Origin of the sequence: Micromonospora sp. NPDC049081, assembly GCF_040648835.1 — a bacterium.
Classification (GTDB): Bacteria; Actinomycetota; Actinomycetes; order Mycobacteriales; family Micromonosporaceae; genus Micromonospora; species Micromonospora antibiotica.
Genome location: NZ_JBEZEK010000018.1, coordinates 1 through 20,791, shown reverse-complemented (window position 1 = coordinate 20,791; position 20,791 = coordinate 1). Strand labels below are relative to the sequence as shown.

General features: G+C 68.3%; 23 protein-coding genes. 5 read left to right on the top strand and 18 right to left on the bottom strand.

Going from position 1 to position 20,791, the window contains the following annotated elements; translation table 11 throughout:
* Positions 1–197: 197 nt before the first annotated feature.
* The 5 genes from AB0B63_RS23185 to AB0B63_RS23165 form a co-directional block, all read right to left on the bottom strand.
* The gene (locus AB0B63_RS23185) at positions 198–1,712 is read right to left on the bottom strand and encodes an ATP-binding protein (protein WP_357022261.1); all 1,515 of its coding nucleotides are present in this window, start codon (positions 1,710–1,712) and stop codon (positions 198–200) included.
* A 40-nt stretch (positions 1,713–1,752) separates the two neighbouring features.
* Entirely contained in the window at positions 1,753–2,109 is a 357-nt protein-coding gene (locus AB0B63_RS23180) for a hypothetical protein (protein WP_357022035.1), read from the bottom strand.
* Positions 2,110–2,352: 243 nt separating this feature from the next.
* Positions 2,353–4,410 (bottom strand): hypothetical protein, encoded by a 2,058-nt coding sequence (locus tag AB0B63_RS23175; RefSeq protein ID WP_357022032.1) that lies wholly within the window; start codon positions 4,408–4,410, stop codon positions 2,353–2,355.
* 1 nt (position 4,411) lies between these two features.
* Positions 4,412–6,199, bottom strand: coding sequence for an Hsp70 family protein (locus tag AB0B63_RS23170; protein ID WP_357022029.1), 1,788 nt, complete (start codon positions 6,197–6,199; stop codon positions 4,412–4,414).
* 182 nt (positions 6,200–6,381) lie between these two features.
* Positions 6,382–6,582, bottom strand: a complete 201-nt coding sequence (locus AB0B63_RS23165) for a hypothetical protein (protein ID WP_357022026.1) — start codon at positions 6,580–6,582, stop codon at positions 6,382–6,384.
* Between the two features lie 418 nt (positions 6,583–7,000).
* Here AB0B63_RS23165 and AB0B63_RS23160 point away from each other — a divergent pair, with 418 nt between their 5' ends.
* From AB0B63_RS23160 to AB0B63_RS23150, 3 genes are all read left to right on the top strand, one after another.
* Complete coding sequence (locus AB0B63_RS23160) at positions 7,001–7,528, top strand: DUF6244 family protein (RefSeq protein ID WP_357022023.1); 528 nt, start codon at positions 7,001–7,003, stop codon at positions 7,526–7,528.
* A 101-nt stretch (positions 7,529–7,629) separates the two neighbouring features.
* Positions 7,630–8,013: a DddA-like double-stranded DNA deaminase toxin gene (locus tag AB0B63_RS23155; RefSeq protein ID WP_357022020.1), complete on the top strand. Its 384-nt coding sequence runs from the start codon at positions 7,630–7,632 to the stop codon at positions 8,011–8,013.
* Entirely contained in the window at positions 8,010–8,426 is a 417-nt protein-coding gene (locus tag AB0B63_RS23150; protein WP_357022017.1) for an Imm1 family immunity protein, read from the top strand. The genes AB0B63_RS23155 and AB0B63_RS23150 overlap by 4 nt, the downstream gene beginning before the upstream one ends.
* A 1,085-nt stretch (positions 8,427–9,511) precedes the next feature.
* On the opposite strand, the gene AB0B63_RS23145 is transcribed toward AB0B63_RS23150, so the two are convergent.
* The 9 genes from AB0B63_RS23145 to AB0B63_RS23105 form a co-directional block, all read right to left on the bottom strand.
* Positions 9,512–11,017, bottom strand: a complete 1,506-nt coding sequence (locus AB0B63_RS23145; RefSeq protein WP_357022015.1) for a hypothetical protein — start codon at positions 11,015–11,017, stop codon at positions 9,512–9,514.
* Positions 11,018–11,329: 312 nt separating this feature from the next.
* The gene (locus AB0B63_RS23140) at positions 11,330–11,578 is read right to left on the bottom strand and encodes an SDR family NAD(P)-dependent oxidoreductase (protein ID WP_357022013.1); all 249 of its coding nucleotides are present in this window, start codon (positions 11,576–11,578) and stop codon (positions 11,330–11,332) included.
* Positions 11,579–11,662: 84 nt separating this feature from the next.
* Positions 11,663–11,995: an HAD hydrolase-like protein gene (locus tag AB0B63_RS23135; protein WP_357022010.1), complete on the bottom strand. Its 333-nt coding sequence runs from the start codon at positions 11,993–11,995 to the stop codon at positions 11,663–11,665.
* A 483-nt stretch (positions 11,996–12,478) separates the two neighbouring features.
* The gene (locus AB0B63_RS23130; protein ID WP_357022007.1) at positions 12,479–13,390 is read right to left on the bottom strand and encodes a serine protease; all 912 of its coding nucleotides are present in this window, start codon (positions 13,388–13,390) and stop codon (positions 12,479–12,481) included.
* A 124-nt stretch (positions 13,391–13,514) separates the two neighbouring features.
* Positions 13,515–14,414 (bottom strand): hypothetical protein, encoded by a 900-nt coding sequence (locus AB0B63_RS23125; protein ID WP_357022005.1) that lies wholly within the window; start codon positions 14,412–14,414, stop codon positions 13,515–13,517.
* Positions 14,411–15,070 carry a GNAT family N-acetyltransferase gene (locus AB0B63_RS23120; RefSeq protein WP_357022002.1) on the bottom strand — a complete coding sequence of 220 codons (660 nt, stop codon included), beginning with the start codon at positions 15,068–15,070 and terminating at the stop codon, positions 14,411–14,413. Before AB0B63_RS23120 ends, AB0B63_RS23125 begins: the two co-directional genes overlap by 4 nt.
* A gap of 5 nt (positions 15,071–15,075) precedes the next feature.
* Positions 15,076–15,732: a GNAT family N-acetyltransferase gene (locus AB0B63_RS23115; protein ID WP_357021999.1), complete on the bottom strand. Its 657-nt coding sequence runs from the start codon at positions 15,730–15,732 to the stop codon at positions 15,076–15,078.
* 18 nt (positions 15,733–15,750) lie between these two features.
* The gene (locus AB0B63_RS23110; protein ID WP_357021996.1) at positions 15,751–17,241 is read right to left on the bottom strand and encodes an APC family permease; all 1,491 of its coding nucleotides are present in this window, start codon (positions 17,239–17,241) and stop codon (positions 15,751–15,753) included.
* Positions 17,242–17,279: 38 nt separating this feature from the next.
* A complete protein-coding gene (locus tag AB0B63_RS23105) occupies positions 17,280–17,654 on the bottom strand; it encodes a CPBP family intramembrane glutamic endopeptidase (protein ID WP_357021993.1) in 375 nt (124 codons plus the stop codon).
* A 138-nt stretch (positions 17,655–17,792) separates the two neighbouring features.
* Here AB0B63_RS23105 and AB0B63_RS23100 point away from each other — a divergent pair, with 138 nt between their 5' ends.
* The gene (locus tag AB0B63_RS23100) at positions 17,793–18,140 is read left to right on the top strand and encodes a hypothetical protein (protein WP_357021990.1); all 348 of its coding nucleotides are present in this window, start codon (positions 17,793–17,795) and stop codon (positions 18,138–18,140) included.
* A gap of 133 nt (positions 18,141–18,273) precedes the next feature.
* Here AB0B63_RS23100 and AB0B63_RS23095 read toward each other — a convergent pair whose 3' ends face one another.
* The 4 genes from AB0B63_RS23095 to AB0B63_RS23080 form a co-directional block, all read right to left on the bottom strand.
* The gene (locus tag AB0B63_RS23095) at positions 18,274–18,429 is read right to left on the bottom strand and encodes a hypothetical protein (protein WP_357021987.1); all 156 of its coding nucleotides are present in this window, start codon (positions 18,427–18,429) and stop codon (positions 18,274–18,276) included.
* Positions 18,430–18,557: 128 nt separating this feature from the next.
* Positions 18,558–19,298, bottom strand: coding sequence for a GPP34 family phosphoprotein (locus AB0B63_RS23090; RefSeq protein ID WP_357021984.1), 741 nt, complete (start codon positions 19,296–19,298; stop codon positions 18,558–18,560).
* Positions 19,295–19,525: a hypothetical protein gene (locus tag AB0B63_RS23085; RefSeq protein WP_357021981.1), complete on the bottom strand. Its 231-nt coding sequence runs from the start codon at positions 19,523–19,525 to the stop codon at positions 19,295–19,297. Before AB0B63_RS23085 ends, AB0B63_RS23090 begins: the two co-directional genes overlap by 4 nt.
* Positions 19,522–19,800, bottom strand: a complete 279-nt coding sequence (locus AB0B63_RS23080; RefSeq protein WP_357021979.1) for a hypothetical protein — start codon at positions 19,798–19,800, stop codon at positions 19,522–19,524. Before AB0B63_RS23080 ends, AB0B63_RS23085 begins: the two co-directional genes overlap by 4 nt.
* A 581-nt stretch (positions 19,801–20,381) precedes the next feature.
* On the opposite strand from AB0B63_RS23080, the gene AB0B63_RS23075 reads away from it, so the two are divergent.
* Positions 20,382–20,791, top strand: a 410-nt coding sequence (locus tag AB0B63_RS23075; RefSeq protein WP_357021976.1) for a Scr1 family TA system antitoxin-like transcriptional regulator, incomplete at its 3' end; no start/stop codon positions are given.

Sequence of the window (20,791 nt, the reverse complement as noted above, 5' to 3'; positions counted from 1 at the left end):
TTTCCGCGGTTGGTGAGACAGACCGTAAGAGCGCGACGGGCGAAGACGGCGGGTTGAGGACCTTACAGCACCTCACACTTCCTTACACGACCTCACAACCGCAGGTCAGAGTGGTGCCGAGGGGCGGTGGCACATGGAAGGCACGACGCCGAGGTTTCGAGATCGAACCAAGAAGCAGCCGTGTAAGTACTCGTGGACTACGGCCCTGCTGAGAACTGTCCAGGTACGCGTGCTTGGCCCCGCGCACGTGGCGGCATGTTGGTGATCGTGGGGGGCGGGCGACGGTTGACAATGGTAGAGGGCGGTAGCGAAACGGTGGCAAGGACGCCATGTGTCGGGGATTCGCTGAGTTGGACGGTAATGCCGTGATGCGCGGCGAGTTGGGAGACTACCAGAAGGCCCAATCGCCGGCTCCCTGACCTAGTGAAATCCGGCGGCGCGGAGAGCTGTTGGTTGATCTCAGTTAGACGCTCGCTCTCGATGCCAAGGCCGGAATCGATGATCTGGAGGGTGGCCCCAAGGTCGAGTCGGCGAGCCGTTACGGTGACCACGTGGTTCGGCGGTGAGAAAGCGGTTGCATTGTCGTATAGTTCAGCGAGTAGGTTCACCACGTCGTTGATGGCATGTGCAGCAACCTCGATGTTGTTGTCAACGTCAACAAACTCGATTCGCATGTACAGCTCGATCTCGGCTTGGGCGGCACGCATCACATCGGTTATTTTTGCCGGCTCCCTCTGCTGGGAAGGTCCGGTTGCGCCCGCTAGAGCAAGTGCGGCCTCGTTGGTGCGGCGCATCAGACTCGCCATATGGTCAATCTCGAATAACTTGCTGAGCCGTGCAGGGTCCTCCTCGTCGCGTTCTAGCCGATCCAGATCGCCGATCAGCCGGTCCACAAGATGTTGCGACCGGCGGGCGAGGTTGACCAGGACAGCGGCGGGTACCGGTGTATCGAAGTCCGACCCTGGTGGTGAGTCTGCGGGGTTTCCTGGCTGCTGAATATCATCTATGAGGGCGTTGTGCAGCGGATTTGGTGCGAGTGCGAGGTTGCCGGAGTTGTCGGTCTTGAGCCGATGGGGCTGCGGAAGGTTGCGGGCCTTCATCCGCGCCTGAAGTTGACCGTACAGGATGTCCAGGGTTAACAGCTGCCCCACGCTCGGCACCCCGTGCCGTAGCACCTGAATCAACTCGCCGGTGAATTCCGTGATTGCCTTGCCTGCGGATGCTGATTCGTTGGCGGCAGTCGCCGTGAGGACGTACGCGCCTTCGATGTCGATCTGTCCCAGTATTGTGCCAGTATTGCCGGACATCAGTGGCGCTGCCGCGCGGCCCGAAAAACAAGAGTCGAGGATGACTACGCGGTTTCGTGCCCGGCTGTTGAGCACCTCCTCGCGTAGAACCTCGTAGGCCAGCGAGTGGAAGGCCGGGCGCTCGGGATCGGTGTCCTTCAAGGTGAGATAAAGTTGGTTGCGACGCAGTCCTACGAGACCGTGACCGGCGTAGTAGACGAGCAGCATGTCGGTCGCCTCCGCGGCGGCGGTGCCTACCGCGCGGCCGACCGCGTTACCGTCCGAAGGATCGTGGACCACCGTGCAAGAGCGGGCGGGTAGCCCGCACACTCGTGGGTCTGTCAGCACGGCGGCCAGTTCCTTCACGCTTCGCCGCACTGAGGGCAAGCTAGGGAGGGTGGAGTAGCGGCTTGCCCCGATCAGCACCGCACGAGATGCCGCAGGGTCGAAGAGGCGGGCGAACACTTCAGCGAGATTCAGTCCACGGCTTCACCGCAGCGGCGACAACCGCTTCAACATCGTCGACGCCCTTGGCATCGACGTAGAGCTTCGTGCCGTCTGGGAGTTCCAACCGTAGTCCAAGTTTGCCTGGCCGCCCCGGCGCTCGTCGGCGCAACCAGAGAGCGACCCCGCCGGCGATGATTGTCGCTGCGCCTCCCGGCACGAGAGCGATGGAGAGAGCCTCGATAGCAGCACCCATCTCACCAGGCCCGGGTGCCGCCCATACTGAGCGCGTCTGACCACGCAACTCGTCATACCCATTGAAGAGATCCAGCAGGGTTGACAGATCATCGTCACTACCATCGACGATGCGCAGCAGCATGGAAGGCAACGACCAGCTCCTCATGGCGGGGATAAAATAAGGCTAGTGACTGTCATTGAAGATGTGCAGTCCAGTATGCACGGTCGCTCAAAGAGGTGAGGGCCGAGGACGGGGCGTGTCCATGCCCGGACTGCCGCTGTGCTGGACGTGACCTTGTCCGGGTGTGGGGGCGCCCTCGGTATCCGCATGGCCCGCTGCCGCTCGTCTCTCAGCGCGGCCAGCCGGTCATGGCTTGCGACAGCATCACCTACAGGCGTCTGGTGCGGTGAACGAGACGCGAGGAGAGGACTCGCTGTCGAGCCCAACTCGTGAGAGGGACTGCTGATGCCGGTGCTGCAGCTCGACGGCGGCTTCCAGCTCACCCAAGTCGATGAGGGTACGGCCGGCGAGTCTATGTAGGTCGGCGTTGTACGGGTCGACGCGGACGCCGTCCTGCAGCAACTGCAGGGCGCGATGTGGGTCGGGCTCCTTGGCGGCGAGGGCGGCGCACAGGTCGATGACTCGGCGGCGGGTTGCTTCGCGGTGGGGGTCGAGCCATGGCCAGGTGCGGGTGGTGGCGAGGTCGGCGGGGTAGGCGTCGAGGACGGTCTGCCAGGCAGTGGTGGTGTGGGTAAGGGTGGCGGCAGCCTGGTGGATGGTGGTGTGGAGGTGCCACAGGTCGACGTCGATGTGCGCGGGGTTGAGGCGGTAGCGGTCATCGGAGTGGTCGATGACGGGCAGGTCGCTTGCGGTTCGGATGGTGCTGCGGAGGTCGCTGAGGGCGGTGTAGAGGCGGCCGGTGAGGGAGTGGCGGGGCAGTCCTGGCCAGATGGCGTTGGTGAGTTGTGCGGTGTCGGCCCCGTGGGGGTGGATAGCGAGGTAGACGAGGACCTGGAGGCCGGCGCTGCGGCGGATGGCCAGGGGCTCGCCGTCGATGAGCAGTTGCGGGTCACCCAGGACGCGCAGATGAAGCCGTCTCCGGGGCGTGGTGGACAGGTGTGGACGTTCGTGCCAGGCAACGTGTCGTGGCAGTGGCAGCTCTGGTGATCCCGCGTAGGGGAGTGGTGGGCGTCCGCTGAAGGGGTGGGGCGGTGCCGGGTCGGGACTGGCGATGACGGTGAGCAGGTCGGTGGTCGCCGTCCGGTCCAGGACGCACAGCCGTGGTCCCGGCATGCCGGGATGGTGTGGGTCGCGCAGGTGACCGGTGGAGTCAGCGTGCCAGTTTGGCCCGCCCGGCCGTTCTCCCAGAACGACGACGAGAGCAACGGCGGCGGTGCTCGTCTCGGCGAGTTGCTTCAACTGCTGCCCGTTGCCGTCGTGGTCGTTCAGCAGCACCATCTTTCGATGGCCGTGTCCACTCGATGTCTCACCTTGGCGTTGACCAGGAATGGCTTCACCAGCGACGGGGTCGCCGGGTTGGAGTAGCTGCGCTGCTTCGTCAACGGTGTCGACGATCGTCAGCGGCAGGCGTCGCCCGAGCGTCTCCGCAGCCGGCCCGAGAAGGAGGGCCAGCGTTGCCTTCGTGACGATCAACGTCGTCGAGCTGTGGCGTTGTCCGGCCAGGATGGCGGTGACCAGCAGTCCTCGCCCGACGGGCAGCGCGCCCGGTCCGGTGAGGCCCACCCCGCCGACCGGCAGGGCTTCGAAGGGGGCCGCGAATCCGTCCGACGGCGGCGTGGAGGGGGTGTCGGCGAGGGCGGCTTGTACGGCGGTGACGGTGGGCGGTAGTGGGGTGAGGTCGGTGTCGTCGGGGTGGGTGGGGTGGGGTTGGTAGTCGCGGCGGCGGCGTAGCCAGACCAGTGCTGCGGCGGCGGTGACCTGTTCGGCGACGTCCCGGGGCAGCCAGCCGCCGGTAACCGTGACCCCGTCCTCGCGTACGGCCTGGTCGCGATGGTCGTCCGGGGCGGTCTCGTCGTGGAATGTGGCGGTGCCTGTTGCTGCGGGCTGTGGCGGTTCCGGCGGGGTGGTGGTGACGGTGTTGGTGGTGACGCCGAAGACGGCTGCGCCGGCCATTCCACTGGCCGTCGCCTGTAACGGTGTGGGAAGGGGCATCCGCCGTATCCACGCCGTGGTCGCGCGGAGGCGGATGATGACCCGGACGGCAACGGTGTAGGCGACAAACAGCCAGACCAGCCACGCGCCGATGGCGAGTCCGGCGGTCAGGGTCTCCTCGGTCAACGGCTGCTGCAACCAGGCCCGCAACTGCTCCGAGGTCGGCCATCCGCGAAGGGGCGGGCCGATCACGGTCAGGAGCACCGCTGGTGGGCCGACCAGGAACGCCAGGACGAAGATCAGCGACATCAACTGTCGTGGCCAGCGCATGTCACCCGCCTCGATTTGGTGGGCTGAGGGCGGTGGGGCCGGTGGTGGGGTGGATGAGGCGGGTCCAGACGCGTGCTGCCCACCAGACGGTGATGGCTATGGCGTAGCTGACGCCGAGGATGCCGGTGGATTGTCCGGTGACGATCGCGGCGCTGATCACTGATACCGGGGCGGCGAGCACGATGCGGAATATCAGGGGTGTCACGAGGGCCATGACGGTGCCGATGCCGAGGAGGAGTCCACCGATGCGGGCGGTGAGGTCGAGCCAGACCACCAGGTGGGGCCATCGGTCGGCGGTGCGTGCGTACTGGATGAGTCCCATGCCCACGGCGGCGGTGACGACTGAGCCCGTCGGTGTGGCCAGGAGCGCGGACCAGCCGCCGGAGGGTGTTCGCCATTGTCGGGCGGCGATCATCGCCATGACCACGGCGAGGACGGCGGTGGGGGCGATCGGCCAGAGCGCCCAGGTGAGAAAGCCTCGTAGGGGTAGGCCGAAGTATTGGCTGATGACGACGGCGTAGAGGGCGGCGATGGCGACGCCGAGGGAGACCCCGGCGAGGATTCCGATGCTGACCTTTCCGCCCTCGGTGCGTAGTTCGGGGGTGGGGCTGCGGGCGGCGATCAGCGAGCCGAGGATGGTGCCCGCTGCGATGCAGGCCACCAGGGCGAACACCGCTGCCATCGTCAACTCGCCCAGGTTGAACAGGACGTAGTAGTACGCGCTGAGGGTGTTGTTGCGTTCGGCGGTCAGTAGGGCCTGCCACAGCAGTGCCAGGGAGGCGAGGCCGGGCACCGCGATGGCGACGGCTCGCCGGATCGGCGGCACCGTCACCTCCACCGTGTTCACCCCGGCCGCGGGAGCGCTCACCTCGGCGGCGCCCCGTGCCGCGACGAGTTGAGGGTCCGCCACCAGCACCGGACTGGTTCCCGTGTGCTCGGTGATGGCGGTGTCCAGGCGTGGGAGGTGGGCGCTGCCGCCGACGCAGTAGATTCCCGCGAGGTCGCTGGGGGCCAGTTCGGCGGCGGCGATGCACTGCTGGGTCAACTCCGCGACTTGTCGTACGACCGGTTGGGCGGCGGTGTCGAGCATGGTGCGGTCCGCGATGACCGGGTGGTGGCCGGCGACCGGCACGGTTACCGCCGGGTGAGAGCCCAGGTTTTCCTTCGCGACCCGGACGCTTTCCGCCATCACCCACTGGCCCATACCGCCGGCAGACACCTCCCGACCATTGAGCACAGCAGCAGTCAACGCCAGGTCGACGGCAGCACCACCAGCCGCAGGGTCGGCGAGCGTAGCGAGGACCTCGAACCCTGCCGGGCCGCGGCGCAGCACCGTCACCTCGACACCCGCGCCGACATCACACACGACAACGAAGGACCCGACCGTCAGCCGTACACCGGTGGTCACCAGATGCTCCGCGACGGCCACCGGAGCCTCCACCAGGCGCGGCTGCCCGAGACCCGCCCGGTGCGCGACCTGCCGCATCCAGGTACGCCGACGCGGCCCCCACCCGGCCGGCACCACCAACCGCACATCCCGTATCGGCTCACCGACAACACCTTCGGCCTCCGCAGCAGCCCGCCGCAACGGCGCCGCCGCCAACTCCACGGCCTCTGCCTCAGCGCCGTCGACGACCGACTCGCCATCGCCGGTACGGCGGGGATTCGGTACGAACCGGTGCGGCTGCGCCTCGGCGGCCTGCCACGCCTGCCGGCCCGTCCACACCTGCCCACCCTCGGCCAGGAACAGGCCGCTGGGCAGGTATGGCAGACCATCGAACGGCAACACCGACGCACCACCGTCAGGCCAGGCCAACACGGCCACGGTGCTCGCGCTACCGCAGTCGATCGACAGCCGTGCTCCCCCCGCCCCCACGCAGGTAGTCAAACATGAATGCCCATTCAAGTCACCTCCTGATCACTCAGGAGAGTCGATGACCTCTAGCTAATAGCCCGTTTTGGTAGGAATCCTCAGTTGTCAGGCGGGACTGATCCTCGCCAACGCCCCCGGAACAGCTCGGCTAGAGCCTTGATGATGCTGGGCCTGTCCTTCGGGTTGGTGCCACGAAGGGCCAAGGCGGTGATGATGATTCTTCCTGCGGCTGGGACGGCGAAGGCGATCACGAGCCACGGGCCGGCGCCGACGAACGGCTCAAGATGCGTGAGTCCCACGACCTATCTCCTCCCACTCCGGCCGAGTGAGAGTGCGCAGCACGGCTCAGCTCGACCAGTCGCAAATGACATGACTGGTTTTCGCTGAGTCCGCGCTACCGGCAGAGCGGGGTTCTCAGAGTGACCAACCAGGGTGGGTTGGTCGTGATCTTGATTCGTCTTTGGGTCGCCGAGTTAGATGCCGGTGAACGGGATCTAGCACCAGGCGTCAATAGTTCGAATTAGGCCTGGGTCCGCCGTGTGGCGGTACGCAAGAAGCGTACCCGACCGGAGCCATCGATGCGACGACCGCACATGGAGTGGCCTGATGCCGCCGCAGAGCCGTCATGGCGAGCCATGATCGATTAGGTTGTGCTATGCCGGTACCCGTCTTTACGCTGCCACGGTTCTCTGTAGATCCGGGCCGGAGGGTGGCGCGATGTCGCTGACCGACACCATTGGTGCTGACTTGCAGGCGATGGCAGCGGGTGTGGACCGAGCGCAGCAGGAGACTGCGGCTGTCGACCAGGCGATCGAGCAGATCAGCGCACGGTCGGTGGCTTCCGGCTTCGCCGGCATCGCGGTGGGCTTGGCTCGCGCGCGGGAAACGCTCGGGCAGGCCCGGTCTCGGCTGGCGCAGGCGGACGGGGTGCTGGGTGAGGCGTCGCGGTCGTTGAGGGCCGTGCCGCAGCAGTCATCGCCGCAGGAGACGATCGCCGCGCTCACACCGGTCCTGGCCGCGCTGACCGCTCTCGACGGCCATGTCTCTGCGGCGGGGTCTGCTGTTGACGACACGCGACGGCTGCTCGCGGCGGCGTTGCATGGAGGACAACCCGGTCCCACGCTGGCACGGCTGCAGCAGGTGCTGCAGCTCCTGACGATCCTACGGACTCGCAGGACTGAGGCGCGGCAGCACGTCGAGGCGGCGTTGGCGCAGGCCCGGAAGGTCGGTGAGCTGGGAAACTGACCCCGGGCGGCGGTAGCGACAGCGGCCGACCGCCCGCCACACGTGACTCTTCCGACGAAGCAACGGAACCGCCGGCTGTCTCCGGGCTGTCGCCCGAAGGGTTGGCGGAAGCCGCCCGCAGTCTGCCTCGACGGCAAGTGAAGGACCCGACGTCCGGAGTGGCGTTCGTCGGCGGCGAGTGGATACCCATGAGGTCCGGCCGTGATCCGGCTGCCGCCGCCGACCTCAAGCCGGCCTACCAACTCATCGCCACCACGACCGACCACCTGGAGGCCAAACTCGCCGCCCGGATGCGCCGCGACCACCTCACCGAGGCCGCGGTGGTGACGAACAACCCACCCTGCGACTACACCCCCTACGGCTGCGAGAAGATCCTCTCCCGGCTGCTGCCAGTCGGCACGCAGCTGGCGGTCTACGTACGCGACGATGACGGGCAGGTCCGCCACTGGCGCACCTACACCGGAAACGGAAAGGCGATCGCATGAAGGTGACCTGGACCTACGACCGGGGCGACCAGCGCGACAACCACGAGGTCGAGCTCAACGACCCCGACGCGCTGGAGGCACTTCTCCGCGAGATCCAGCGGGCCGGCGAACCCGTCGTGCTGACCATCTTCAGCGACAACGCCGATGACCCCGACGATCTACCACCCGGCATTCAGATCGGCCTTGGCCATCCCACCCACGCCTTCGCGGTGCACATCGCCGACGACGGCGGCTACATCGAGGACCCCACGGTAGAAACCCCGGCCGAGGCGCTCCGATTCGACTTCGGCGGAGTGCCCACGGAATACCCAGCCGAGCACCTACGACTTCGGCCTGAAACGGCGATCCAACTGGCAGTCGCCTTCCTCAGGACCGGAGGTGAACCGCCGCACCTGAGGGTCGTCGCCGGGTGAACGCGGCTTTGGAGGATCGCCCATTGAGGTTGTTGCTGAGCACACACAGTCAGTGGTGCCCCCTCCTACGCCGTCTAACAGGAGAGGCCAGTGGATGGTCAACTCTCGGCCCTTCGTCATGATTAGGGACCCGGGGGTTGAGCGGACGCAGAGCGGCCAGCCCTTCCATGATCTCTCGACGCTCACGAGGCCGCGTATCACGTAGCGCGACTTCCAGCATGGCCCTGTCCCGATCGGCATGGATCTTGTCGCGTATCAGGCGAAACGCCAAGGAAGACATCACAGCTATGGCGCTGGGGAGCGCCACCCAGAGCCCCGGTTCTACGAGCCCCACGATCTCGCCTCTCGCTTATCCGGTCGAGAGACACCTGCGCAGGGCACGATTCAGCTCGACCAGTACTTGACTGGTGAACCGAGTCGTTCCCATACGACTCGCCATCGGGCGGCCCCTGCGGGCAGGCCCGGTCTTGCCATCGCACAGAGTGCGGTTGTTCGTGAAGCGCTGCCTACTTGGTAATAGCCTACCTGACCGGCGCAGCGCGACGCTAGGCACGGGATGTCCGCGCTGTCTCCGCCGCTTGTTACGAAGCATCCGCCTCGTCGCTGAGGCGTCAGTCGAGCAGGCCACGAAGAGCAGAATCCCTGTCTCGCACGACACCATGAACTGACCTAGGATGCCGGCCTTCAGCCCTCAGGTGCGGCGGCGGGGTGGCGGAGCCGAGGTGGCGGAAGCTCGGCAGGTTGGCTAGAGGTCGCCGACAGTGCATTCGTAGGTTCTGTGAGGTGGGCCGGGGTTTCAGTCTGCCGTCAGTCGTGTCGCTGCCGAACGTGGGGCGTATTGATAGCCGGTGGCATAGTCGGCAGGGCTGGCAAGCTAGGCTGAGGGGAGAAAAGGTGCCTCGTCATCCGGATACGGTGATCAGGCCGAACACCGGGGTCAGGGCGGCCCGGAAGCGGTTGCCGTCGCAAATGCGTCCTGGTCAATTTGTGTCCCGTAGCGAGCTGGCTGATGCCGTCAACGCGACGCTTGACGCTACGTACCCGGGCCGTGACGGAGTCCCCGAGATCCGCTACTGGTGGCGGGTTCAAGTTGCAACGGCGGCTCCGCCGGAGGCAGCCGATCCACCTTCCAGAACCTTCGCCCAGCCGCGTTCGGCGGCTGCTTGAAGGAGTGGATTGCGAGGGTTCGGCTCGCCGAGCTTGGCGGCGTGCGCGCTTGCGACTGCGTTCGCGTCAATGCCGTCAGGGCCCCAGTCGGTCAACGCGCGGAAGAAACCCGCCGGATCACCTACCAGAGCGGCTGACACCGCGAACTCCAGCTCGTTTAACGACAGGATGATGGTTGGGTAGCCCGAGTCCGGCAGCAAGGAACGGAACATCGGGCTATTCAGCATGTAGTGAGGCTCCGCTGTCACGACGATGCCGCGGATCTGGGCAGCCGGGTCGATCCCCTGGAAGGCCGGATGCCCGGCCTTGATGAGGTCCGCCGTGACCTTGATCTGCCGCTTCATCGCGTCTCCGACGTCCTTCTCGACGTCGGCGAGGTATCCATCCACGTCGAGCCGTCCGGGCTGGGCCACGCGGGCCGACTTGACCTCCACAATGACCGTGAGGCCGGGGTATCCGATCACGTAGTCAGAGGCGTGCTGGCCCTTCTTGTACTCGACATCGTGTAGGAGGATGGGCGGCTTAACGAGGCCGAGCTGCTCGCCGACGTACGCCTCCGTGACCTTGCCCAAGTCCCGGGTGAACTTCTTCTTCCACTTGTTCCAGCCCACGTAGTACAGCGAGCCAGGGCTGACCCGCTGCGCGACCAGGTGCACGCACGGGGCCAAGTTGGTGCCGTCGGGCATCCGGACGAACGGTGTCCCCAACAGAGGGTTCGGGTCGAATCGCCGCAGATGCGGATCGGGGTTGCGGTTCGCTGCCGCCAGGGCGTGCACATCGGCGAAGTCGGCCACGAACACCCGGTCGAAGACCTCCACCACCTCGGCCGGGACCATCTCGTACGCGTCGAACACCGGTGCGAAGTGAGGCATCGACAGCCAGCCCGGATCGAACCGTCCACCGTTGCACAGGGCACCGACCAGGATGAAGAACGCCGACCGCATGAACCGCTCCAGGGGAGCGCCCAGCAACTCCTCCCACGCAGTGACGGAGAGGACTTCGCAGTTCAACGAGGAGTAGTCCCGGTCGAACAGGAGCAGGATGCGCGACAGATCCTCGTAGCGTGAGTGAGCGAACGGGAACTGCTCGAACACCGTGCGGACCATCAGCGACTCCACGGCACCGGGCTGACCGGCCGTGTTGAGGATGGGATCGTGCATTTCCTGGTACGTGTTCCGGAGCCGGAGCAGGTCCTTGCGGGACACCGTCCGTTGCCGGAACTCGTTGCCGTACGCGATGTTCTCCCGAGCCGCCGCCGCGATGACCCACGCCTGGATTACCTCGTCCGCACGTGGACGGTAGACGCTGCTGCCACGGAGCTGCTGGATCGATGCGTTCGCCAGCACAGGCAGCATGACCGACGGCGCGACGCGCCGGGCCGCAGCGACGAAGCCCGCGTATCGAGTGCTGGGAACAGGGGACATGGGTTACATGATGCAAAAATCGCCGTGGCATCTCCAACCGGCTTTACGGGACCAACCGGGCATAGAAGAGGCGGGTACGTTCCAGGGCTTGGCACCGGGCCTGGCTGCTCCGCTGCGCGCTGCCTGAACGAGTACGGCGAGGTCCTCCGTCGGCATTGTGGCGGTAAGAGGCGAGGATGTCGCCGGTGGCCGGCCCCGCACATGACCTGACGTCTGTTCATGAGGACAGTGCCTCGTAGGGAGCCACCTTCGAGCGGTAGGAGACGCTGCCCGTTCCCATTTGTGCGAAGGTGCCCATGTGGCTGGTGACGTTCACCTGCCGTGCTGGTTCTTCCTTATCTCGGGGATAGCGGCGGTGTAGCAGCGCCAGGTTGCCATGAGGTTGGTGTCCAGGGTGGTGCGTACCTGCTCGAAGCTAGCTGCGGTCTGACCTCGGTCGATGGCGATGCCGGCGTTGTTGACGAGGATCTCGGGCCGGCCGTGGTGATAGCCGACGTCCGCCATAGCCCGAGCGACGCTGGCCGGATCGTCGATGTGCAACTGCTGGCCCGCTACCGACAAGCCGTCGGCGTCTGGGGAGAGCTGCTTCTGATGAGCCCGGCGCCCCCGGTCGTCCAGTGCCCCTCGACATGGCCGCTATGTCGCTTACCGGGCCTCGGCTCGCAGGATTTGATCGATGGCTTCGGCGAGAGAATTGACCGACGCGGTGGGGTGCACGCTTCCATTGCGGCGGTGTGTCGAGTCGGGGTTGAGTACGAGCGCACTCCGAAATCCGGCGGCGTCGGCGGCCTGGATGTCGGTGTCCGAGTCGCCGACCATCCAGCGGGAGCGGACACCGAGCCGGGCTGTCACTTGGGACACCCGGCGCGGCATGGCCGGCCCCGGCTTGCGGCAGTAGCACCTTTGCCGCAGGAACGCGGGCAGGACGTCGAGGTGGTCCAGGCAGTAGAGGTAGCGGCACGGTCGCGCGGTGTGCAATGAGTTGCCGGTCCACGGCCGCGTGTATACGGGCCAGGATCCGGACGGTCACCTGACCCATCCCGACGCCGGGCTGGTTGGATGCCACGACGACTACGCCTCCGCATGTGGTGATCGCCCGCACTGCGTCAGCCGCGCCGGGGCACAGCCGGACATGCTCCGGTGTCAATGGGCCTTCGGGTAGAGCTCCCGCCGGTTCGGGCACGTGCTCGTTGATCACACCGTCCCGATCGAGCCCACCAAGAACTCGGCCCGGTCGGGGAGGGCAGCGTTAACCAGCTCGATCACGACGAGCCTCCGCTCATCGCAGCGGCATCAGGGGCATGCTCCAAGTGGGAGAAGTTGTCGGCCATCGGTCGCGGAGGCTCGGTGGAACACGGCCATCACGAGGGCCGATCACGGTCTGCGTCCTGAATTTGGATGTTCGCTGCTGCCAGCCCGCCCCGGCGAGGGTGTTGCCGGGGCGGGCTGGGCCGCAGGCGTTTACGCCGTGCTGGTCCAGCGCAGCGATGGGGTGGTTGCCGAGGGGGTGTTGTCGGCGGGGGTGGTGCGCGGCGGGACCTTGCCGGTGGCGATCACTCGGTGGATCCAGCCCGCGTAGTAGGGCAGGGAGGTGTAGACGGTTGGGCCCGTTCCGCAGTTGGGTTCGGTCTCGCGGCTTGCGCCGCCGACGACGGCCCACGTGCGTGGGTTGAGCCGTTGGAGGGCGGGGCTGCCGCTGTCGCCGTAGCAGGCGCCGTCGGTGCCGTTCACGTTCGCGATGCAGATCTCACCGGCGGTGATGCCCGCTGCCGCGCACGCCGTCTTGCCCGTGACGGTGGTGTCCAGCTCCTGGAGGGTGACCGGGAGCGGTCCCTCGCCCGATGCCTTGGTCGATCCCCAGCCGAGGATGCGGGTGACCGCCCCTCGCCGGGTGACGCGAGGGGCGATGGTGAAGGGCTTGAGGTTGACCCGGTTGTTCAGGCGGAGCACGGCCACGTCTGCGACCCGGTCGGTGCCGGTGCCCCAGTCCCACTCGGCGTGTGGGAGGACCCGTTCGATGCCAACGACCACGCCGCCGCTGGTCCGATCGGCTGAGCCGATCCGGACCTGCAACAGCGTTGGGTCGACGGTGCCGGAGTCGGGTTCGGTCACACAGTGTGCGTTGGTGACGACGTGACGGCGGTCGACGAGGGTCGCACCGCACAGATGCCCGAACACTCCGTTGCGGTTGTACTGCAACGTCGCCATGCCCGGGTAGTCCTCGGTGGCGTCGTGTCCACCGACGACGGACGGCGTGACCTCCGAGGGCGCTGGCTGCTGGTCGTGCGGTGCTGCCGAGGCCGGCATGGCGCTGGCCAGCAGGCCGAGGATGGCCGTGCCGGTGGCGATCGGCCGGTACAGGGTGATCTTCATGGGTTCCTTTCTTGTCCCCTGCGGCACCGTGCCGGAGGGATCGCCGCGACGAACGCGGCGAGACTGAGGGGTACCGGGGCGCGCATCACCGCGAGGTGGTGTCGACGGCTTCCCGGTGCCGGGTTTAACGCTGTGTTGTGGGTGACCCGTCGGTCGGTGCGGTGCGGCTGCGTTCGAGGTAGAGCCGGTAGTCGAACAGGCCGGGCCGGGGGCATGGCTTGCCTCGGGCCGGGCAGGTGTTGAAGGTTTCCTGGAAGGCGAGGAGTTCCCCGCTCGTGGGGCGGATGATCAGGCGCTTGGTGGATCCGTCGCGGTTGAGGCTCACGGCGATCCCGGTGCGACCGGCGATGTCGGCGGCGGTGGTGTCGATCGTGATGCCGGGCAGGTCGGCCAGGATCAGCAGGATGACTTGGCGCTGTTGGTGGCCGAGGTAGTGCTCGTTGTTCAGACTCACCACGCCGGTGATGACCGAGCCGGGGCCGTTCTCGGGCGGGGATATGGTGCCGAGTTGCTGTTGAAGGCCGGCACGATCGCCGGGAATCGGCTCGGAGCCGGGGCGCACGAGGCCGCCGCGTGCGTATGTCTCGTCGGACACCACGGGTGCCGCCGCGAGGGCGTCCCGGTCGCTGCCGTCCGGTAGCCGGGTGAGATTTTCCCGGTCGGGCAACCGGCGCTCGATGACCCGACCGGACCCGTCCGGCTGGCTCCAGCGACGGATGTCCCACCGGCTGACGACCGTCGTCGCGCGGGACCACGACTGGACGTGCAGGTAGGTGTGCGGGCCGGGCTCGGCGTCGGCCGCGACCGGTGTGATCGCGTCGGCCAGGAGGCGCAGCCGATCCTGCGCGGTCCGCGGCTCGTTCGTCGGCGTCGAAGAGGCAGACGGCTGCACGGCCACGTCGGCGGATGGCGTGGAAGTGCGGACGGGGGCGCAGGCGGTGGGCACGGTGACGACGAGAACGAGAGCGAAGACCAGGGCGCGGGTGGGCCGCTGCCACCCGGCGACGGTTCGGACCTTGGTCATGGTTTGCGCCTCCTGTCGCGGAGGTCGTAGGGAACGGTCAGTTCAGGTGATGCGGACCCGGCGCTCTCCGTGGTGGCGGCGGGGTTGCCGCTGCGGGTGAGCGGCCAGAGCCGGGGCCCGCTGGGCAGGTGCAGGGGCAGGCCGGCGCGGTAGCCGTGGCCGCTCAGGAAGTCCCGGGCCGCCTCTGTCGTCACGACCGTGTCGTAGGGGTCGCCGAGCTGGTCGACACGGTGGTGGTGCCGGTCGAGCAGACGCCCGCCGATGCCCTGTCTGCGTCGGGTGGGGGTGACGTGGAGCCAGGACAGCCAGTGGTGCGGCGCGTCGGATCGGTAGCTGCCGGTGAGTGCGTGGAGCTGCCGGAAGCGGGGCAGCGCGCGGCCGGCGAAGACGCCCAGGTGGTGTTCGGAGAGCACGGCGGTGTCGGGGACGGGGTGGCGGTGCCACACCGCGACTGCGGTCAGGTCGAGGGGGACGTCGACGTTGCCCCACTCGACGGCGTGGTCGACCTCCATGGCCAGTAGGCCGTGGAAGACCGTCTGCCGTTCGGCGGGGTCGGGCACCAGCCATTCGGCGACGGGGTCGTCGGTGACGGCGTCGACGAGTAGGGCGGTGATGGTGGGCACGTCGCCGGGTTGTGCGGGTCGGATCTGGGCCATCGGGTTCACCGGGTGGGCCGTCGGGGCTGCGGGGCGGGTGGGAACGGTGAGCGGCCGGTGGGGGTTTGTCGGCCGCGCCACATCCGCCAGATCGGTAGGCCGTCGGTGGGCAGGATCAGCGGTGGGCCGGCGGTGTAGCCGAGCCGGCGGTAGAGCTGCCGGTTGCGGGTGTTGCTGGCCTCCAGGTACGCCGGTAGGCCCAGCTTGTCGAGGTGCCGGTGGTGGTCGTGGAGCAGGGCCGCGCCGATGCCCCGGTTCTGCTGCTGCGGGTCTACCGCGAGGTAGGCGAGGTAGTGGTGTGGCTCGTCGGGGTGGAAGGCGTCGAACATGGCCTCCATCAGGGTGAACCTCGGCGCGTAGGGGCCGGTGGCGTGTTCCAGCGCCTCCTGGCGTTCCCGGGTGTGGCCCTGGGGTGGGTCGAGCCGGGGGTACCAGATCGCTACGGCGGACAGGTCGGCGGTGGTGTCGACGTGGCCGTGCGCCAGGCCGTGCTGGAACGCGTCTCTGAAGTAGCGGTAGAAGACCACGCGCCGGTCGGCGGGGTCGGGTATCAGCCAGTCGGCGACGGGTCCGTCGTGGAATGCCTCGGCGAGGACGGCGATCAGCGGCCCCGCGTTCTCGGGTGTCGCTCGACGGACGGCGACGGTGTGGGTGTCGGGCATGGTGTCTCCCTCGCGGGGTCAGGCCGGTTGGCGGATCGGGTCGTTGCGCAGGGGCAGGGTGTGGCTGTCCGCGCCCAAGCCGATGGCGGCGTAGACGGGCGGGTTCGTGGTGCGCAGCGTCAGCGCCCAGACCGCGCCGAGCAGCGCGGCGGCGGCGTAGGCCGCGGGGAAGAGCCAGCGCAGCGGGGAGTGCGTGTCGACGCCGAGCAGGGTGTCGAACTCGCGGAGGGTGACGGTGAGGATCGCGGCGAGCGCCAGCGTGGCGGTCAGCGGCGCGACCGTGCCCCGCCAGTGGCCCTCGTGGTGGCTGGTCCGGGCGAAGTAGCCGGCGACGGCGGCGGAGGTGACGGTCATCAGGATCAGGACGCCGAGCCCGCCGGTGACGGTGACCCAGAAGAACAGGTGCACGATCGGGTCCGCGTCGGCTGCCGCGTAGCCGACGAGGACGGCCAACGCGAGGCCGCTCTGGGTCATCGAGCCGACCTTCGGCGCACCGGTGCGCCGGCTGGTGCGGCCGAAAGCGGCGGGGACGACCCGTTCCCGGCCGAGGGCGAACAGGTACCGGGCCACGGTGTGGTGGAAGCTGAGCAGCGCGGCGAACAGGCTGGTGATGAACAGGACCCGGCCGATGGTCACGACGCTTCCGTCGAGGTGCGGGGAGACCAGGTGGAAGATGAGGTCCGTGCCGTCGGCGCGGGCGGCGTCGACGATCCGGTCGGGGCCGGTGGCGACCGACATCGCCCACGCGGACAGCCCGTAGAGCAGGCCGGTGACCGCGACGGCGAGGTACGTGGCGCGGGCGACGGTGCGGCGCGGGTCCTTCGTCTCCTCGGAGAACACGACCGTGCCCTCGAAGCCCACGAACCCGGTGATCGCGGTGACCAGCGCCGCGCCGATCCCGGCGGCGAGGACGTGCGTCGGGGCGAGGGTGTCGACGGTGACGGTCCCGCCGGCGGGGTGGGTGACCATGACCGTGTCGAAGACGACCACCACCGCGCACTCGGCGATCAGCATGACGGCCAGGACCGCGCCGTTGAGGTCGATACGCAGCACCCCGAGGACCGCCACCGCAGCCCAGGCGGCCAGGGCACACAGCCACCAGGTGACGGCCCACCCGTACCGGTCGTGGAGGAACTGGGCGAGGACCGCGCCGAAGCCGCCGTACAAGCCGATCTGCATGGCGTTGTACGCCAGCAGCGCGACGGCTGCGGCGGCGACGCCGGCCGGGCGGCCGCATCCCCGGGTGACGTAGGTGTAGAACGCTCCGGCGTTGACGATGTGTCGGGACATCGCCACGTAGCCGACCGCGAACAACGCGAGCACGGCGGCGACCACGAGGTACGCCACCGGGATGCCGGTGACACCGGTGACGGCGTACCCGGTGGTCGCGCCTCCGGCGACGACGGTCAGCGGCGCAGCGGCGGCGATCACGAAGAACACGACGGAGGGGATACCGAGTCGACCGCGTGCCAGGGTCGCGGAGATGGTGTCGGGTGAGGTGGGGGACATGGGCTCTCTCTTCCGCGCGGGGGTGGGGGCGGGACGGGCTAGGCGGTGGGGTAGGGCGGGAACAGGGCGGCGGGTGCGACGGCGGCCAGGACGCGAGTCACGGAGACGTAGGCGAGGACGCCGATGGCCTGGGCGGCGGCGAGCTGCCAGGGCGCACCGGCCAGGTTCGCGGCCGGGTCGTTGCCGCTGACGGCGGCGGCGACGAGCAGGATGCTGCCGTTGTAGGCGAGGTGGAAGGCGATGCCGGCTTCGAGGCCGCCGGTGCGGACGGCGAGCCAGCCGAGCGCGACGCCGATCGTGAAGGTCGCCGCCAGCCCGCCCACGGTGCCGACGCCGTGGAGCGCGGCGAACAGGGCCGCCTGGACGGTGATGCCGGGGCACGGCGAGCAGAAGAACCAGCCGACGCCCTGCATGAGGACGCCCCGACCGAGGTACCCTCGGTGCCGACCTGCCCGACCATGAGCGCCCCGACAATGACGAGGGTGCCGAGGTACGGGCCGAGGCCCACCCACGTCGAACCCGCATCCGACGGTGCCGCGGCGGCAGAGGTCGTGACCCCGACGACCCCGACGAGGAGGGACAGCGCGGCGATGGGCGCGGCGGCGGCCAGGCAGACGGCCAGCCACCGCCAGCGGAGGCGGCCGACGACGCTGCTGACCGTGCCGGCGGGCCGGCGCTCGACCCAGCGGACCGTCAGCAGGACCAGTGGCAGCGCGGCGGCGATGCCGGCGAACGACCACGCCAAGGCCGTGTTCCCCCTGAGTACCGGCAGGGGCGGCAGTGACCGCTCCACGGCGGCCGTGACCGCCATGGTGGTCACGACCAGGGTGAGCGCCACCGCGACGGCCAGCGGTGGACGCCACCACGCGGTGACCCACGGCCGGGTCATCCGGTGGTAGTCGATGGCGGAGGACCCCGCCGCCACACCGGGGCCCGGTGCGGGTGGGCGGAGAACGGGAACGGACATGGGACTCCCTCGGGGACGATGAGGAGCAGGCGACGGGACGGCGGACAAGGGTGTCGGCCGGTGGGCTAGGTCCCGCCGCCGGTGAGGACCGTCGCGTCGATGAACAGCCTGAGCAGCGGCCGGAGCAGGCGACCCAGCGTGGCCGTGCAGTCCGCGACGGCCGGTCCGGCGAGGTTCCCGCCGACGGCGGCTGCTACCAGCACACCGACGATGACGCCCACCTGTCCCGGTGTCCGGCGGTTCCGACCGGTGGAGGCCCGAGGTAGGCGTCGTTCTCCGCTGGTCATGAACCGTCTCTCTGATCAATGAGGTGCTGTCGACCACCGGGCAGGCGATAGCTCGCGCACGCTCAGGAGGTGCGATGGCTCAGCACGGCAGCGCCGACGGCGGCACCGAGTTCGCCGAGCAGTTCCGGCCAGGGCGGCCAGAGCTGCCTGATCAGACGGCCCAAGTAGTCACGGGCGAGCCAGGAGGCTCCGTCGAGTAGCGCCGTGTCCAGTTGGGTGCGCAGGACCAGACCGGCGAGCAGGACGTCGTGCTCGAAGAGGTCGCGGCGGTTGCGCAGCTGTTGGGACAGCCGGGCCCAGGGCCAGGCGGCGGCGTTCATGTCCGTCGGTACGTAGACGGTGCGCCGTCGCCACCTCGGGCCGGCCGTCTGCTCCCGGAGCAGACCGGCCTGGGTCATACGCTGGGCGACCTGTTCCTCGGCGGTGGTGGCGAGGTACGACAGCCACTGCCGGACGGGGGTGTTCTGCGGCTCGGTGAGCATCCGGTCGAGGATCTTGTGCTGCAGCCAGTCCTCCGGGGTGGGGCCGTCGCGCCAGACGTGGACCGCGCCCTGGGAGAAGCTGATTCGGCCGGCGTAGTGCAACTCCATGAGCAGCCCGGCTGCCAGCCCGAGGGAGATCGCGGCGGGGAACAGGCGGGGCTGCCCGGTCTGATCGTGATGGGCGAGGAAGTAGAAGTCGTTGGCGATCAGTGGCGGCTGACGGTGTGCGGTGGCGACCGCGCGGGCCGGCCGGTGGGCGGGGGCGGGTGCGTGGTGGGCGGGCCGAGTGTGCTCGTCGCCGCCGGCGGGGGAGGTAGTCACCGCTGCTGGCCTTCCTGGGTCGGATCGTCGGAGGGGTCGAGGAGGCCGTGACGTTCGAGGAGGCCACGGCCGATCGGGTGGTCACGCAACTCCGCGACGGCCCAGCGGTACTGCGCGCACCCGTCGTCGCGGCACTCGAAGCAGGCACGGTCGAGGTGGCCGAGGACCGCCCTGCGGGCCGAGTCGTACCGGGCACCGGGGTGGACGCTCTCGTGGGTGCCGGTCATCGTGCGGGGCCGTAACGACGCAGCGCGGTGATGCGGACCCGTAGTTCCAGGCAGGGCGGGTGCTGCTCCACGTGCGGGTACTCGCACTGTGGACGGTGGCCGAGGACCCACATCCACTCGTCACTGAGATGGGCGAGGTCGGTGCGTAGCCGTACCAGGACGACATCGACGTGGACTCCGGGTGTGAGGCCGTGGCCGAAGGACCAGTCATCGCCGTCGAGTTGCAGCAGCGTGCCGGGGTCGACCCGGGGCGGGGGATGGCTGCTGCCGGTCATGCGCGTGGCCACCAACGCCAGCGGCGTCGCTTCGGGCGGTTGGGAGTCTGCGTCCGGAGGCTGAGGCTGGCCCAGAATCGGCGGTTGACGCGCGCCACCTCATGGGCCGTGGCCTCGTCGGATCGGCTCCAACCGCCCCGGTGACCGTAGAGCGTGGCCGCGCCCTCCCGATCGATACCGAACGGCCGGTACGACTGCCCGTCCCGAGGAACGAACCACTTGATACGGGTCAATGCCATCACCTCCCTGGGTGTGAAACGGATGGCTGGGCCTGCCCGGCAGCCGGCCGTGCCCTCGATTCGTGGGGCACAGGTACCGCCCCGCATGGGCGGACACGCGCTCCTGCACCCGGCTCCTGCCGCTGTGGCGAGGTTGTTCTGCGGCACCGGCTTGCTGGTTGTCATCGTGTGATGCAACTAGGCAAGATGCAAGGCGTCATAGTGAAAGAAACCATGAGAGGGGTTGCATGTTAAAGCTGATCGCAGGATGTTAGTCCTGGTCAGGGCGGCAAAAGCCGCCCTGTGATCTAGTGGCCGCTCGTTTGTATGCTGCTATTTGGCAAATCGGTGATAGGAGGCTCCGTGCCCGACACGGACGGATCAGCCCTGTTGAGACGGAGGATCGGCCGCAAGCTGACGGCGCTCCGCAAGGAGGCCGGGCTAAGCCAGGAGAAGGCGGCTGCACTTCTCCAGCGCAGCCCTGCGACGATCCATCGCATTGAGGCCGGCGACCACCGCGTCAAGTTCCGCGACATCGAAGTCAAGGCCATGTGCGATCTGTACGAGGCCAGCGCGGACGATCGCGCCGACCTGCTCGCGCTCGCCGCCGAGACTCGAAGCAATGGCGCGAGCGCCTGGTGGCACGACTACACCAACACCAGCCTGCCGAGCTGGTTCGGCCTGTTCGTACGACTGGAAGCCAGCGCCGACCGCATCCGGAACTACGAACCGGAGTCCGTGCCCGGCCTCCTCCAGACCCGTGCATACGCCAG

Coding starts and splice junctions, on each gene's coding strand:
- AB0B63_RS23080 (WP_357021979.1), bottom strand. CDS start 19,800: ATGACCGGCAGCAGCCATCCCCCGCCCCGGGTCGACCCCGGCACGCTG.
- AB0B63_RS23150 (WP_357022017.1), top strand. CDS start 8,010: ATGAAGGTGACCTGGACCTACGACCGGGGCGACCAGCGCGACAACCAC.
- AB0B63_RS23120 (WP_357022002.1), bottom strand. CDS start 15,070: ATGGCCCAGATCCGACCCGCACAACCCGGCGACGTGCCCACCATCACC.
- AB0B63_RS23175 (WP_357022032.1), bottom strand. CDS start 4,410: ATGCGCTGGCCACGACAGTTGATGTCGCTGATCTTCGTCCTGGCGTTC.
- AB0B63_RS23130 (WP_357022007.1), bottom strand. CDS start 13,390: ATGAAGATCACCCTGTACCGGCCGATCGCCACCGGCACGGCCATCCTC.
- AB0B63_RS23115 (WP_357021999.1), bottom strand. CDS start 15,732: ATGCCCGACACCCACACCGTCGCCGTCCGTCGAGCGACACCCGAGAAC.
- AB0B63_RS23145 (WP_357022015.1), bottom strand. CDS start 11,017: ATGTCCCCTGTTCCCAGCACTCGATACGCGGGCTTCGTCGCTGCGGCC.
- AB0B63_RS23105 (WP_357021993.1), bottom strand. CDS start 17,654: ATGCAGGGCGTCGGCTGGTTCTTCTGCTCGCCGTGCCCCGGCATCACC.
- AB0B63_RS23160 (WP_357022023.1), top strand. CDS start 7,001: ATGTCGCTGACCGACACCATTGGTGCTGACTTGCAGGCGATGGCAGCG.
- AB0B63_RS23125 (WP_357022005.1), bottom strand. CDS start 14,414: ATGACCAAGGTCCGAACCGTCGCCGGGTGGCAGCGGCCCACCCGCGCC.
- AB0B63_RS23085 (WP_357021981.1), bottom strand. CDS start 19,525: ATGACCGGCACCCACGAGAGCGTCCACCCCGGTGCCCGGTACGACTCG.
- AB0B63_RS23110 (WP_357021996.1), bottom strand. CDS start 17,241: ATGTCCCCCACCTCACCCGACACCATCTCCGCGACCCTGGCACGCGGT.
- AB0B63_RS23180 (WP_357022035.1), bottom strand. CDS start 2,109: ATGCTGCTGCGCATCGTCGATGGTAGTGACGATGATCTGTCAACCCTG.